Below are 15,001 nucleotides of genomic sequence, written 5' to 3'. Positions count from 1 at the left end.
CGAAACAACCCCTTTACAGTAAGTCCTGCGGACGGCTTATCTTTTTCCCCCTTTTGACTAATGGAACCACACTGTTTTTGCAATGTCGCCAACCAACGAAACGGCAACAATAAAAACAATATGTGTTGCCGTCATCCCCGAGGAATTTAGTCGGGGATCCGTCGTGATAAAAAAGGGAACGACAAACAACAGATTCCCGAACGCTCCGCGCCGGCAGACACTCGGGAATGACAACAATAACACCGAGATCCCGGATAAAAACCTTCCGGGATGACGACGCGCTGCGCGCCGCGCCTAACGCGCCCATAAAAAAGCGGAACGCAAAACCTAAACAAAAGTTTTGCGCTCCGCCCGTTACTTAACTAAAACAGCCCCTATTCCTCGGTTTCCGGCTCCTCGGAGGGCTCAATGTGCAAACTGGCCAAGAGCATATCCACCAAGCGGATATCGCTCGGATACTGCACCAATTCGCGCGCTTTTAAAAGAGATACCCAACGGATTGAAATAATCTCGGACGCATCGTGCTTGCCAATGCGCCCCAGTTTCTTCATCAAATACCATTGGACCATCTTTTTGACGTAATTTCCCTGAAAAGTAAACGCGTACTTCACCCGAATCATCGGCCGGACGATAACGGCCTTATAGCCCGTTTCTTCCAGCACTTCGCGCAGCGCGGCCTGACGTGGCGTTTCCCCTTGTTCAATGTGTCCTTTGGGGAACGTCCAAATCTTTTTGCCTTTCATATTTTTGACTTGGACAAGCAACACCTTCCGCCCGTCCAAAATCACGCCGCCGCACGAAAATTCGGAAACAATCATAATCCCTTCTCTAAGTTATACGCCGCGTTTAAAATCTTTTCTTCCTGCAAAATCGGCCCGTAGAACTGCACGCCGATAGGCAGGCCGTTTTTATCCTTGCCAAACGGCACGCTGATGCCCGCCAAACCACCGATATTGCCCTGGCAGGTGTACAGGTCAGCCAAATAGAGGGCCAACGGGTCCTCGTCGTGCGCACCCAGTTTAAAGGCCGTGGTGGGCGAGGTGGGCGTCAACAGGATATCCACCTTTTCAAACGCTTTTCTAAAATCCTCACGGATAAGTTCGCGCACCTTCGTTGCCTTTACAAAGCACTCCTCATAGCGGCCCGAAGTTAAAGAATAGGTACCAATAATGATACGTTTTTTAACTTCCAGCCCAAACTGACTGCGGGAACCTTCGTAATAGGCGTTTAAATCTTGGGCTTGTTTGTCAGCGTATCCATAGCGGATACCGTCAAAGCGGCCCAAGTTGGAACTGGCTTCCGCGCTGGTAATAATGTAGTAGCACGGAGCGGCGTATTTGGCGTGTGGAACTTCCACTTCCACCAATTCCGCGCCCAATTCCTGCAAGCGTTTGGCGGCCGCGTCCATTTTTTCTTTAATGTCCGCGTTTAAACCGTCCAAAAAGCCTTTGGGCAGCCCCACTTTCACGCCCTTTAAGCCATCCGTAAACAGTTTTTCATAGGCGGGTACTTCGGCATCCAAAGAGGTGGAATCGTGTACGTCTTTGCCGGATAACACTTCCAGCACACGGGCCGAATCGGACACCGTTCTGGCTAAAACGCCCACTTGGTCGGCGCTGGATGAAAACGCCACAATACCATAGCGCGAAATGCGGCCATAGCCGGGCTTAATGCCCACAATTCCGCAGAAACCCGCCGGTTGGCGCACGGAACCGCCCGTATCGGTACCCAAGGCAACAGGCACCATACCCGCGGCCACCGCCGCGGCAGAACCGCCGGAGGAACCGCCGGGCACGCACTCCAAATTTACCGGGTTTTTAACCGGGCCATAAACGGAGGTTTGGTTGCTGCTGCCCATAGCAAATTCGTCCATATTGGCGCGGCCGATAATCACGGCATCCGCGGCCAACAACTTTTCCACCACCGTAGCGGTGTAGGAAGCCACATAATTTTCCAACATTTTGGAACAGCAAGTGGCCTTGTGGCCTTTGTAAAGGATATTATCTTTAATCGCCACGGGCACCCCGGCCAGCGGGCCCAATTTTTCGCCGCGGGCCTTTTTGGCGTCCACGGCCTTGGCCTGCGCAAGGGCGTCCTGTTCAAAAACTTCCACTAACGCGTTAATTTTGGGGTTCAACTCGGCAATTTTAGCCAAAGATTCCCGGGTAATTTGTTCAGCGGTTTTCGCATCCGTTGAAACGGCGTTTACAATTTCCAAAGCGGTCATCATATTAAAGCACCTTCTTTACTTTTGCGCAGTCGTCTTCCAGCGCGCCAAACTCCTGGCGCAGCGCGGCGGCACGGTCTAGGTCGCTGACGGGTTCGTCGCGGCGGATATGCGCCGAGTGGTTGACGTTGGTCAATTTGACCGAATCCGTATTCACGGCGGAAAGTTCCTTCACCCATTTAAACAGGGCTTCTAATTGTTCTTGATAAATGGCGGCTTCTTGTTCGCTCACTTGCATTTTGGCAAGTTTGGCGGCCAAGGCTACATCTTTTTTAGTTATTTCCATAAAATATAGGGCTCCCTTTAAAAGTATATTTTATATAATAATTTAGCCGTTTGGCTAGGCATTGTGTCCGGCTGGCGGCAAGGGGGAATTTATGGAAAACCAAACGCAGGAAAATAAACCTGTTTGCACGCCGGATAAACGCAACGCAGACGACTGCAAATGCAATTTAAACGGCGCCAACTGCATTAACAGTCATTTTACGCTTTCAGTCATTGCGGTTATTATTTCGTGCTTTACGGGATTTTTTACGATTCCGTTGGCGATTGCCGGGATGATTTTATCCTTGCGCGCGCAGGATTTGGCCCGCACAAACCTGACGGACGAAGCCCGGCGCGTGGCCTGGTGGGCGGGGCTCTTTGGGTGGCTGACGGTGGGGATTGCCGTTGTACCGCTACTATTGGTGCTGTTTTTTGGCGGGACGTTGCTTGCCTTGCTAACCGCCATTTTGGCCTCCGCCTAATTTACACGATACGCCCCGGGCCTGCCCGGGGCTTTTTGTATTAGAAAAAGGCAGGAGATTTATCCCCCTGCCTTTGTAGAATAGATTTTTGATATTTTTTCTAGCAAGCCTCTGCGGTGTATCCAAAAGCCTCCAATCCAAATTTAGAAATATCACCTCTGCAACTGGAATAAGTACGAGTCCACGGAGCAGAAACACTCTCTTTTCTACTATACAACGCATAATTCGGAGCACCTGTCATATCGTCTTTGGGCCATTTAGCCACGCTAATATCTACATAATTAGTACCACCCGTAACGGAAATACAGGTTCCCTTGGAATTACAATGCCATCCAACCAGAGAGGTCGTGTTGCTAAAATCAGGGAAACTGACATCCAAAGAATCCAATAAGTCTGTATTATTAGCAGAAGGGAACCCATTGGCTAATAAATAGATGTCCGCCGCTTTTTCCAAGGAGGTTTGGTTCGTTTGCAATTCCGTTAGGCGGGCTTTTTCCACCGCTTTGGTATATTGGGGCAGTGCTACCGACGACAAAATACCAATAATAAGTACCACAACTAGCAATTCTATTAATGTAAAACCACTTTTAGTATTTTTCATTTTTTCTCCTTTTAAGACCTTTATATTTGAGCAAAACGGCCTTTTATACGCGTTTTTATACAGCGGATACATCCGGGTACGACCGCCGCAATCTATCAAAATTTTAACAAAAAAAAACGATAACAACCCCTGTACAGTAAACAGCCAAAAGACAACAACAAAAAAGACAAACAACCCAAGCGGTAGATCCTGAAACAAGTTCAGGATGACCTCTTTTTTTATAAAGTCGTCATCCCCAAGGAATTGGCAGCCCACCAGGTTTTCAGAATCTAGTGCTTGGGTCGTTTGCTGTTTATAAAAATAAAAGGTCATACTGGAAGGTTTCTGTCCAGTATCCGTTGTTTTCCTTTTTTTTATAACAACAGATCCTGGACTACAACTTTCCAGGATGACGACCCCATAAGGTAGATTCTGAAAATTCTATCGGGCCGTACACGAAGATGCACACGGCCAAGCCGAGCAACCCATTATAAAACGCAAAGGCCGCTAGGGGAATAACCCTAGCGGCCTTTTTCTATCCAAATTACTAAATATTACAACAGTTCCAGCGGGGCAAATTTCAGCATAAAGGTACGCCGTACGCCGTTGCCAAACAGCACCGTAATTTTGGCGCTGTCGCCCGACCCGGCCACCTGCACAATCTTTCCTTGCCCAAACACGCCGTGCTTCACAAGGCCGCCCACCGCCACGCCGTCCGCATTTTTGGGAGCCGGTTCGGCCGGTTTAGAAGCCGCCTGTTGGCTGGCCGTCGGGAACGGATACGCGCGCCCCTTGGGGAACTGACGGGGCTCCGCCGACGGGGTAGGCATCGGACGGGAATAGAGCGAACCCAGACCGGGTGTAGAATTGTAGGAAGACGATTCGTAATCCAAATCGTTATCCTCAATTTCGTAGCCGTCCTCGTCGTAGCGTTTTTGGAAGCGGCTCTTGCTGGCGTAGCCTTCAAAATTTTGGTAGCGGTTGTTTCCGCCAAAATTGTTACGCCCGCGGGAATAGCCTCCGCCGTAATTGCCGCCCGAGTACGAACCGCCCGCACCCGCACCGTACAAACCGTACTTGGAGTGATAATCCGTATAGCGGGGTTGGGTGCTTTCGCGCACTTCGCTTTCGTCCAAAAGTCCGCTTTCAAACAAAAAGCGCGAGGGCAAATTGTCCTGCCGCTGACCGAATTTGCGGCGCGATTGGGCGTATGTTAAAAAGAGTTTTTCGCGTGCGCGGGTCATTGCCACATAGCACAAGCGGCGTTCCTCTTCCAGTTCATCCTCATTATCTTTGCAAATGGGGAACAAGTTTTCTTCCAGCCCGGTTACAAAAACATTGTTAAATTCCAACCCTTTGGCCAGGTGCACCGTCATCAGCGTTACGGCTCCGCCCTCGCCCGCGTTGGAATCGTCCTCCCCGGACAAGAGGGAAATTTCCTGCAAAAAGTCCGATACCGACGGTTCTTTTTCGCCCTTGCGGCAGCGGTCCTCGTATTCTTTTACGGCGTTGATAAGAGCGTCCAAGTTCTGCAAGCGGGATTCGGCTTCGGGGTCCTTTTCCATTTCGGCCTTTACAGCGTCCATATAGCCCGATTCCACCAAAATTTTGTGAAAGATATCCGCCGGATCCGTCAGCAGCATATCTCCGCGCCAATTTTCAAACAGTTGCACTAACCGCAAGGCGGCCTTTACGGCCATTGCGCTAACGCCCGGCACATAGGCCGCGTTTTTGAGGGCGTCATACAGCGAAAGGTGGTTCTCTTCCGCATACGCCATAAAGCGGTCCTGCGCCACCTTGCCCAATCCGCGGGCGGGCGTATTGATAATGCGCAAAAGGCTTACGTTATCGGCGGGGTTAATCAAAATGCGCGCATAGCACATAATGTCTTTAATTTCTTTACGGTCATAGAAGCGGACCGTACCCACCAAGCGGTATGGAATTTGGTAACGGCGGAAGGAGTCTTCAAAACTGCGGCTCTGCGCGTTCGTGCGGTAGAAGACCGCAATTTCCTTTAAACTCGCCCCTTCGTCCACCAACGCCTTGATGTTTTGGCTGACCCAGCGGGCTTCGTCGCCCTCGGTTAAAAGTTCGCGCACCTCAATCGGGTCGCCCTGGGATTTATCAGTAAAAAGGTTCTTTTCCTTACGCTTTTTGTTCTTTGTAATCAAGCGGTTGGAGGCTTCCAAAATCACCTTAGTGGAGCGGTAGTTCTGCTCCAAGGTAATGGTTTTGACGTCTTTAAAGTCCTTTTCAAATTCCAAAATGTTGCGGATATTGGCACCACGCCAAGAGTAAATGCTCTGGTCCGGGTCCCCCACCACGCACAGTTTGCGGCGTTTGGCGGCCAGCATTTTTGTAATCAGATACTGGGTGTGGTTGGTGTCCTGGTACTCGTCCACCAAAATATATTCAAAAAATTCCTGGTAGTAATTGCGGATATCCTCGTGGTCGCGCAGTAAAACAACCGTTTTGACCAAGAGGTCGCCAAAGTCCAGCGCGCCCGCCTCTTTTAGTTTCTGCTCGTAGCGGCGATAAACTTCGGCCGCGCGGATTTTAAAATCCAGCCCGCTGGCCGTTGCGCTTTGCATCATCGTTTCGGGTGAAACCATATCGTCCTTGGCTCGGGAAATCAAACTGACAATCTGGCTGATTTCCTTTTTAGGGTCCTTGATCCCCATTTGCTCCAAGATTAGGCTGACTACTTTCTTTTGGTCGGAATCGTCGTAAATGGCGAAATCGCGCGACAGGCCGAGCGCCTGCGCGTTCTGGCGCAAAATGCGCACGCCAAAGGAGTGAAAGGTGTGAATCCAAACCTTTTTTCCCGCCCCCGGCACCAACGCTTCCACACGCTCGCGCATTTCCTGTGCGGCCTTGTTGGTAAAGGTTACCGCCAAAATACGGGCTGGGTGATAGCCGTCCGCAATTAATTTGGCAATTTTGGTGGTTAAAGTTTTGGTTTTGCCCGTTCCGGCACCGGCCACAATCAGGCACGGGCCGGCGTCATAATTGACGGCCTCCAACTGCTGGGGGTTTAAGGATTTTAACGATTCTTCCAAAGTCATAGGCATATTAAAAATAGTCGCTTTTAGATAAGACCTTTTTCCTGAAAAATTTTATTGTGCTCTATTATATATTGAGATAAATCTTCATCAGAGAGAATTTTATCGTAATTTGCTTCTGTTACTTCGTTAGTTTTTTTATTTTTTAAAACTCTATCAACAAAAATTTTAAAATCATTATTCTTTTCAACTAACATATCCAAAGTATCAGAATCTATTATACTACGCGTTCTAGCGGGAACGAGAATTTCACTTTCTTGAGGATGGATTACATCTAACTTAATAATACCAATACCAAAAGCATTTCCTAAGCGCTCTAAATCGGGAATAATATCCATATCAATTTTGGGCGCGGCCAAATAACCTTCGTGGGCCCAAGAAGAATTAGAAACTGCCTGGAAATAATACTCTTTATAATTATCCGAAAGCAATTCCCATTTCATTTCAAAAGAAAACAACTTATAAGTATTAGATTGTAGTATTTCCAACAATTCAAGAGTTTCTTTCTTATATCCATTAAAAGGGAAATAAACCCCAACAATATCTGGATGAATCCATTTGTTTAAACCTGCTTTTTCTCTATTAGATTTCTCGTGATAAATTGTTTTAGTATATGCTTCAAAATGTCCATTAGAATGTACAAATGCTGACAATAACGGATGTAAGACTCTTTCATTATCCTTGGAAACTAGATTTTTTGTGTCTGCTTGGGGTAATATTACAGGAGAATCATACTTTTTCCCTTTAAGACCAAAAACCTTGGGACGATTTCCTTGCGAGAAAAACCTTCCGTCATTTTTTTTAGCATTTGTATATAAACTGGCTCCCAATGAAGCCCAAGGGGTTTTGCCGTCAGATTCAAGCGAAATTTTTTCCTTTTGAATTTGCTCCCATATTTCGCCAACAGACATCATTCTAGAATTTTTTTCCAAAACTTGTTCTGCCGCCTGTAAATATTTGTTCGCCATAATTTACCCTCTCAACTTCATTTGCACGAAAGTTTCAATGTGTTCGCTGTGCGGGAAAAAGTCAAAGGCTTCCACGTGCAAAATTTTGTAATGCTGGGTGAGAATTTTTAAATCGTTGGCCAGCGTAACCGGGTTGCAGGAAATATAGAGTACATTTTCCACGCCCGATTCAGCCACCGCCTTGGCGGCCTTAGGGTGCATCCCGCCGCGGGGCGGGTCCAAAATAATAAGCGCATCCTTGCGTTCAATGGGCTGCTCTTTTACAAAATCTTCCACCTTGGAGCAGAAGAACTGCACATTGGAAACACCGTTAATTTTGGCGTTTTCAATCCCGTTATAAACAGCCGGAGCCACACTTTCCACGCAAATACTCTTTTCACACAAGTCCGCGCACGAAAGCGAAAAACTGCCCGCGCCGCCGTACAAGTCGTAAATGCATTTGGGGGCGATTTTTTTGACTACCGCGCGCACACAGGAATACATCTTTTGCGCGGTTTTGGTATTGGTTTGAAAGAAGGATTGGGGCGAAAGTTTAAACACCACTTCGCGCTCCTTTTGGCCCTTTTCATTAGTTAAAAAAATGCGCTCTAAAATAAAATCTTTTCCTTTAAGCACGCGCAGAGATTCAGGTGCGGCCGTATCGGCCAGCCCGTTGTTGACGGCGGCCATAATGTTGGCGTTGGGGAGCACGGACTCCACCGCTTGTACAAAGGTTTTTTCGTTAAAATCGTCCGTTACAAACAGTACAACGATTTCTTCCCCGGTGTTTTTGCCCTCGCGCACCATTAAATGGCGCAGAACGCCCGTATGTTTGCGCTGGTCGTAATATTCCAAATTTTCGGCCTTGGCCCACGCGCGGATAGCGTCCAAAAGGGCTATTAGTTTATCATTAAACAAACAGCACTCTTCAATATCCACCGCACGGTCCCAGCGGCCCCTTAATTTAAAACCAAGCGCGCTTTCAAATTCCAGCGGGCGGGTTTTGTTGGCGGGGTCCTTTTTGTCGTAATCGTCGCGCCATTTAACCTGGTGGCAAAAACCGAGTTCCACTTTGTTGCGGAAATTAACAGGTTCATCCGTTACGGTTACCGGGATTTCCCCTTGCCAAAAATCCTTTAAGGTTTCTTGCAGTTTGGCCTGTTTTTTGGCCACTTGCTCCGCATAGGGCAAGTTCAAAAGGGCGCATCCGCCGCATTTACCGAAATGTTTGCACGAAATATTAGGCATTGATTTTAAACAGGCAGACGTCGCCGTCCTTTACAATATAGTCTTTGCCTTCGGAGCGGATTAAACCGTGTTCACGCAGGGCTTTTTCGCTGCCGAACTTGGCTAAATCGTCAAAGGTGTAAACGTCGGCGCGGATGAAGCCTTTTTCAAAATCGCTGTGGATTTTGCCCGCCGCCTGCGGCGCCGTGCAGCCCACGGGAATAAGCCAACTGCGCACTTCCACTTCGCTGCCCGCCGTAAAATAGGTGCACAGGTTCAAAAGTTTCATCCCCTCGCGCACGATTTTTTCAAGGCCGGTGTAATCGTTGCCCGTTTCAGCCAAAAAGGCGTGTTTTTCTTCTTCGCTAAATTCGGCGATATCGGCTTCAAACTTTACGGACAGTTCCACAAAGCCCGCGCCGTTTTCCTTGGCGTATTTGGCTACTTTTTCGGCGTTTTCCACATTGCGTTTTTCCGAATTGTTGCCCACATACAGCACGGGTTTGGCGGTTAAAAATTGGTAATCTTTCAGTTCTTCCGGCTCCAAGTGCAAGGAACTGACGGGTTTGCCGTTTTCCAGCGCGGCTTTGATTTCCTTCATCCGCTCCCAAGCGGCTACGGCGTCTTTCTTGCCGCTCTTGGCGTTGGAACCCAAGCGGTCGCATACCTTGGTGGCCGTTTCCAAATCGGCAAGCATCAGTTCGGTATTGATAACCTCAATATCGCGCAAGGGATCCACGGAGTTCATCACGTGCGTTACGTTTTCGTCTTCAAACAAGCGCACAACGTGAATAATGGCGTCCACTTCGCGGATGTTGGCTAAAAATTTGTTTCCCAGCCCTTCGCCTTGGCTAGCGCCCTTTACAATGCCGGCAATATCCACAAATTTAATAAAAGCGGCGGTCTTCTTGGGCGGTTTGAACATTTCAAACAACTTATCTAACCGCTTATCCGGGATAGGCACAATGCCCACGTTAGGTTCAATGGTGCAGAACGGGTAGTTGCTCGCTTCCGCACCCGCGCAGGTAAGCGCGTTAAAAAGGGTGGATTTGCCTACGTTAGGCAGACCGACGATACCGATTTCCATAGTAAAGACTCCTTAAATATAATAAAACGGACGATTAGTTATATTTTAGCATTTTAGGCTAGGCCTAGGGACGGCATAAAAAACCCCGCCGGATGCGGGGTTAAAAGGAGAAAACGTCCCGTACGAGATTCGAACTCGTGATCTCCGCCTTGAGAGGGCGGCGTCCTGGACCGCTAGACGAACGGGACCTGTAAAATAATTTTATCATATTTTGCCCCTGTGCGTAAGCACCCCCGCAAGTTCCGCTTTTTTTATATAATAATTTCATCTTACCTTTATAGGGGGCTGTTATGGAATTAGCCGTATGGCAGACAACATTACTGTCGCTGCTCATTGCCGTCGTTCTCTTTTTGCCGCTTACCGTGCACAAGGTGGAAGAAAACCTGGAAGCGTTTTTGTTCCTGTGCGGGATTGTGGCGGTTTCCGTTTCCAAAATGTGGAGCGGACACTTGGTTTTGACTGCGCTGGAAGACCCAATCAAAATTACATTAGCCGTTTTGATTGCGGGCTTGCTCTTCCGCAAATTTAATGTGCACTTGCAAAAACTCACGCACAAGGCCGTTAAAACTATCGGCCTGCGCTGGACGCTGTTTTTAATCGTCTTTTTGCTCGGTCTTACGTCCAGCGTTATTACCGCTATCATTGCGGCGCTTATCTTGGCGGAAGTTACCGTAATGCTTCCTTTGGAACGCAAGGGCCGTACGCGCCTGGTGGTGTTTTCGTGCTTTGCTATCGGTATGGGCGCGGTACTTACCTCTATTGGGGAACCGTTGGGTACCGTTGTGCTTTCCAAATTAAAAGGCGCACCGCACTTTGCGGATTTTTGGTTCCTGTTGGAGCACTTGGGCTGGTACGTCTTTGGCGGCGTTGTATTAATGGCCGGTATGGCCAGTTCTATCCGCGCCGAAGTCATCCAAAAGGCTCCGGGCCCCAAAGCCGCCGAGAATAATGAGGGCGACGGGCACACCATTAAAAGCATTGTGGTCCGCGCGGCCAAAGTATATTTGTTTGTAATGGCGTTAGTGTTTTTGGGCGACGGTTTAAAACCGCTTGCGATGCAAACCATTTCGCACTTATCCGCCAACTGGCTCTACTGGATCAATGCCCTTTCCGCCGTATTGGATAACGCCACCTTGGCCGCCATTGAGGTAACGCCGGATATCAGCACCCGCACGCTTACGTTCCTGCTGATGAGTTTGATTATCTCGGGCGGGATGTTAATCCCAGGCAATATCCCCAACATTATCTGCGCGTCCAAGTTGGGCATTAAGAGCAAAGAGTGGGCCAAACACGCCGTAGCCTTAGGCGCGGCCTTGATGATTGCCTGCTTTATCATCTTAAATGTAGCGCTGTAAAATAATTTGTTTTACCGGGGCCGCCAATCCGCTGGGAAAGGCGGCCTTTTTATTCCTGAATTTTATATAATTTCTGTATATTGAAATAACAAGGGGAGAACGTAATGAAAATCCATTCTTTTAACGTACAGCCCAACTTGCCCGAAAACATCAAGTTTTTGGAAGAGTTGGCCAATGATATGTGGTTTACCTGGAATTGGCGCGCTATCTTGCTTTTTGTGCAAGTGGACCCGAAACTGTGGATTACCGCCAAACGCAACCCGAAATGGTTCTTGGGCTGCGTACCGCAGAAACGCTTTGAAGAATTAAGCAAAGACCAAGCGTTTTTAGACAATTTAAACGCTGTCAAAACCTCTTACTACAACTATAAAAACAATCCGCACACTTGGTATAAAGAACACCGCCACGAAAACGGAAACCTTTTAACGGCCTATTTCTCTATGGAATACGGTATCGGCGAGGGCTTGCCGATTTATTCCGGCGGCCTGGGGATGCTCGCGGGCGACCATATGAAATCCGCCAGCGACCTCGGGATGCCGATTATCGGCGTAGGCTTGTTCTACAAACAAGGTTATGTACAGCAGGTCTTAAACCGCGAAGGCTGGCAGAACGAAGAATACCCGGATAACGACTGGGCCCATATGCCGGTGGAACGCGTAACCAAGGACGGTAAAGACGTTACCGTAGATATCCAACTGGGCAACGAAAATATCAAGGCCTGCATTTGGCGCGTACCCGTGGGCCGCACCTCGCTTTATTTGTTGGATACCAACTTGCAGGAAAACACCCCAGCCCAGCGCGCCATTACCGAAAAACTCTACGGCGGCGACCGCGAAAACCGCATCCGCCAAGAAGTGGTACTCGGTATCGGCGGTGTAAAAGCGTTGGATGCAATGGGCATCAAACCGACTGTTTATCATATTAACGAAGGCCACAGCGCGTTCTTGCTCTTCCAGCGCATTATTGATATTATGCGCGAAAAGCATTTGACCTTTGCCCAAGCGCGCGAAATCGTATGGGCATCCTCCGTCTTCACCACGCACACCCCTGTTATCGCGGGCAACGAACATTTTGACCCCGCCCTCGTGCGCAAATATATGGATTTTTACGCCAGAGAAATGGGTATTTCTTGGGATGACTTCTTGGCCTTGGGCAAAGAAACCCCCGAATCCTCCACCTATTGTATGACGGTAGTCGCCCTGCGCTTGGCCGCCTTCTGCAACGGCGTAGCAAAACTGCACGGCAAGGTAAGCCGCGAAATGTGGCACAACCTCTGGCCCGAACTGCCCATCAGCGAAGTACCGATAACCAGCATTACCAACGGTATCCACAGTTCTTCCTGGATTTCGCACGAACTCAACGAACTGTACCGCAAGTACCTGTTCGGCAACAACCAAACCGGCGAAGTGGACCCGTCCGATACGCAAGCCTGGGAAAACATAACCAACATCCCAGACGGTGAATTATGGGACGTCCACACCGCGCGCAAAAACAAACTGATTGATATGGTCCGCAACCGCCTGAAACGCCAACTCACCCGCCAGGGTTTTGACGTAATGGCTGTTAAAAAGGCGTCCAGCGTTCTTCGCCCCGATGTGCTGACGATTGGTTTTGCACGCCGCTTCGCCACCTATAAACGCGCGACCTTGCTGTTTAAAGATTTGAACCGCTTGGATAAAATTATCAACAATCCGCAGCGTCCCGTGCAGTTCGTCTTTGCGGGTAAAGCGCACCCGGCGGATACGGCTGGTAAAGAATTTATCAAATTGATTGTCGGCCTTACGCAAAACGACCCGCGCTTTAAAGGAAAAATCGTCTTTGTGGAAGACTACAATATGAACGTCGCCCGCTATATGGTACAGGGCGTGGACGTGTGGCTCAACAACCCGATCCGCCCGATGGAAGCCAGCGGCACCAGCGGTATGAAGGCCGCCCTAAACGGTGCGCTTGCGCTGTCTATTTTAGACGGCTGGTGGGACGAAGTGGGACCGTGTGATTTCGGCTGGTCCATTGGTGGCCCGGAAACGTACAAATCCGACGATGAACGCGACACCGTGGAATCCGAATCGCTCTACAACTTAATTGAGCAGGACATCGCCCCCGCTTATTACGCCAAAGAAGTCGGCTCCGCGTATTCTTTGCCGTGGGTTTCGTTAATGAAGGAATCGGTCAAGCACATTGCCCCGTTCTTTAACACGAACCGTATGGTAAAGGAATATTACGAACGCTTCTATATTCCCGCCAACAACTACGGCCTGATTTTAAACGAACCCGGCAAAGCCGAAGCCGTGGCCGCGTGGCGCAGCAAAATTGCGGAAAATTGGTACCGCGTAAGCGTAACCGATGTTACCCCGCAGCCCGAAAACGCTATTTTAATGGGCGATAAAGTAAACTTTAAAGCCCGGGTGGTGTTGGGCGGTTTGGCGCCGGAAGACATCCAGGTAGAACTCTACTTGGGCCAGCGCGGAACGCTGGGCGATATCGTCAAAGAAGACGCTATTGATATGACCTGCACCGGTAAGGATGGCGACGCTTACACGTACGAAGTGTCTATGTCCCCGCTTAACAGTGGCCGTCAGGACTACGCCTTGCGCGTACTGCCTGCCAATGCAAACATCCCCAGCGTGCTGACGCCGCTCTTTATCCGCTGGGAAGAATAAAGTTATTCTTACAAAAACGGCCGGATTTCTCCGGCCGTTTTTTTGCTTTTGCAAAACCTTGTCCTTGCCCGGTCCACGCCGGCAATGACAAACCGAAAAGTGTCATTTAAACCCTTATGTTAAACATTGTACTTGTAAACCCCGAAATTCCCTTTAATACCGGCAATATTGGCCGCTCGTGCGTAGCCACCAATACGCGGCTGCACCTGGTGGGAAAACTCGGCTTTAAAATCGCTTCCAAGGAAATCCGCCGCTCGGGCCTGGACTATTGGCCGAACTTGGATTACCGCCGCTACGAAACGTGGGAAAGTTTTTTGGAAGCCGAAAAACCCGCGGAAGAAAAAATGTTCTTTCTTTCCACCAAGGGCAAAAAATCCTACTGGGATGCCGCCTTCCCGCCCGATGCGTTTCTTATTTTCGGGGCGGAATCGTGCGGTCTGCCCAAGGAGTTCTACGAACGCTACAAGGACCGCCTGTTTACTATTCCGATGACGGGCCCCGTGCGCTCGCTTAACTTATCCTCTTCGGCGGCTATTGTGCTTTTTGAAGCCCTGCGTCAAAACCGTTTGAACTAGACATAAAAAAACCCGCCGTCAGGCGGGCTTTTTTATGCTATTTTTCCACTTACAAAGATAAGAAATATCTGCCGGAAGCATTTTTATCCATCCCAATATTTTGGCAGGTTTCCGCATCCCCCGTACACTCAATGCTTACCAGTTCGCCGTTTTGGTTGGTGGCCGTAAGCGTATAACTGCCCGTGCGGGTGGTGGTAATGGTTATGGTATTGCCGGAAAGCGTCATTTTGGGCGTAGTAAAATTAACACTTTTGGTCATATCCACCCCGGTTACATAGTTGCTGGAATTTACCAACCCGTCCAGCGAATACGCATTGCCGTTCATTACATATTTGGCGTTTACCGCATCGCTAATAGCACGCACATTGTTAATACCTTCCATTGCGCGACCACGCTCCATAGATGCGCGGTATTTGGGCAGGCTGATAGTTACCAAAATACCCACAATCACCATTACAATTAACAGTTCAATAAGCGTAAAACCTTTCTTCATAAAATTCCCCTTTAACAAAGATAGTTTATTATATAAATTTGC

Annotated in this window: 13 protein-coding genes and 1 tRNA gene; 4 read left to right on the top strand and 10 right to left on the bottom strand. The window is 48.9% G+C overall.

Features of this window, described 5'->3' with window-relative positions; all coding sequences use genetic code 11:
* Positions 1-374: 374 nt before the first annotated feature.
* The 3 genes from B2118_RS02335 to gatC are packed head-to-tail and all read right to left on the bottom strand — an operon-like array spanning position 375 to position 2,513.
* Complete coding sequence (locus B2118_RS02335) at positions 375-818, bottom strand: NUDIX domain-containing protein (protein ID WP_177748439.1); 444 nt, start codon at positions 816-818, stop codon at positions 375-377.
* Entirely contained in the window at positions 815-2,227 is a 1,413-nt protein-coding gene (gene gatA / locus B2118_RS02330; RefSeq protein WP_428052983.1) for an Asp-tRNA(Asn)/Glu-tRNA(Gln) amidotransferase subunit GatA, read from the bottom strand. Before gatA ends, B2118_RS02335 begins: the two co-directional genes overlap by 4 nt.
* Before the next feature lie 4 nt (positions 2,228-2,231).
* The gene (gene gatC / locus B2118_RS02325) at positions 2,232-2,513 is read right to left on the bottom strand and encodes an Asp-tRNA(Asn)/Glu-tRNA(Gln) amidotransferase subunit GatC (protein ID WP_177748437.1); all 282 of its coding nucleotides are present in this window, start codon (positions 2,511-2,513) and stop codon (positions 2,232-2,234) included.
* A 91-nt stretch (positions 2,514-2,604) separates the two neighbouring features.
* Here gatC and B2118_RS02320 point away from each other — a divergent pair, with 91 nt between their 5' ends.
* Positions 2,605-2,973, top strand: a complete 369-nt coding sequence (locus tag B2118_RS02320; protein ID WP_428052981.1) for a hypothetical protein — start codon at positions 2,605-2,607, stop codon at positions 2,971-2,973.
* Positions 2,974-3,073: 100 nt separating this feature from the next.
* Here the strand turns inward: B2118_RS02320 and B2118_RS02315 are convergent, their stop codons facing one another.
* The 6 genes from B2118_RS02315 to B2118_RS02290 form a co-directional block, all read right to left on the bottom strand.
* Complete coding sequence (locus tag B2118_RS02315; protein ID WP_428052979.1) at positions 3,074-3,886, bottom strand: pilin; 813 nt, start codon at positions 3,884-3,886, stop codon at positions 3,074-3,076.
* 221 nt (positions 3,887-4,107) lie between these two features.
* Complete coding sequence (locus tag B2118_RS02310) at positions 4,108-6,624, bottom strand: ATP-dependent helicase (protein WP_428052977.1); 2,517 nt, start codon at positions 6,622-6,624, stop codon at positions 4,108-4,110.
* A gap of 17 nt (positions 6,625-6,641) precedes the next feature.
* Positions 6,642-7,583 (bottom strand): HTH domain-containing protein, encoded by a 942-nt coding sequence (locus B2118_RS02305; protein WP_428052975.1) that lies wholly within the window; start codon positions 7,581-7,583, stop codon positions 6,642-6,644.
* Between the two features lie 3 nt (positions 7,584-7,586).
* Entirely contained in the window at positions 7,587-8,810 is a 1,224-nt protein-coding gene (gene rlmD, locus B2118_RS02300) for a 23S rRNA (uracil(1939)-C(5))-methyltransferase RlmD (RefSeq protein ID WP_428052974.1), read from the bottom strand.
* Positions 8,803-9,876 (bottom strand): redox-regulated ATPase YchF, encoded by a 1,074-nt coding sequence (ychF, locus tag B2118_RS02295; protein WP_428052972.1) that lies wholly within the window; start codon positions 9,874-9,876, stop codon positions 8,803-8,805. The genes rlmD and ychF overlap by 8 nt, the downstream gene beginning before the upstream one ends.
* 114 nt (positions 9,877-9,990) lie before the next feature.
* Positions 9,991-10,064, bottom strand: a tRNA-Glu gene (locus B2118_RS02290).
* Between the two features lie 102 nt (positions 10,065-10,166).
* Between B2118_RS02290 and B2118_RS02285 the strand changes: the two genes are divergently transcribed.
* The 3 genes from B2118_RS02285 (at position 10,167) to B2118_RS02275 (ending at position 14,466) form a co-directional block, all read left to right on the top strand.
* Complete coding sequence (locus tag B2118_RS02285) at positions 10,167-11,231, top strand: DUF1646 family protein (protein WP_428052970.1); 1,065 nt, start codon at positions 10,167-10,169, stop codon at positions 11,229-11,231.
* Between the two features lie 104 nt (positions 11,232-11,335).
* The gene (glgP, locus tag B2118_RS02280; protein WP_428052968.1) at positions 11,336-13,891 is read left to right on the top strand and encodes an alpha-glucan family phosphorylase; all 2,556 of its coding nucleotides are present in this window, start codon (positions 11,336-11,338) and stop codon (positions 13,889-13,891) included.
* 116 nt (positions 13,892-14,007) lie between these two features.
* Entirely contained in the window at positions 14,008-14,466 is a 459-nt protein-coding gene (locus B2118_RS02275) for a tRNA (cytidine(34)-2'-O)-methyltransferase (protein WP_428052966.1), read from the top strand.
* Positions 14,467-14,515: 49 nt separating this feature from the next.
* On the opposite strand, the gene B2118_RS02270 is transcribed toward B2118_RS02275, so the two are convergent.
* Positions 14,516-14,959: a type IV pilin protein gene (locus B2118_RS02270; RefSeq protein ID WP_428052965.1), complete on the bottom strand. Its 444-nt coding sequence runs from the start codon at positions 14,957-14,959 to the stop codon at positions 14,516-14,518.
* Positions 14,960-15,001 lie beyond the last annotated feature (42 nt).

It is taken from the genome of Candidatus Avelusimicrobium stercoris, from assembly GCF_002437085.1.
GTDB lineage: Bacteria > Elusimicrobiota > Elusimicrobia > Elusimicrobiales > Elusimicrobiaceae > Avelusimicrobium > Avelusimicrobium stercoris.
Note: the sequence above shows the minus strand (reverse complement) of the source record. Positions and strands in the feature narration are given on the sequence as shown.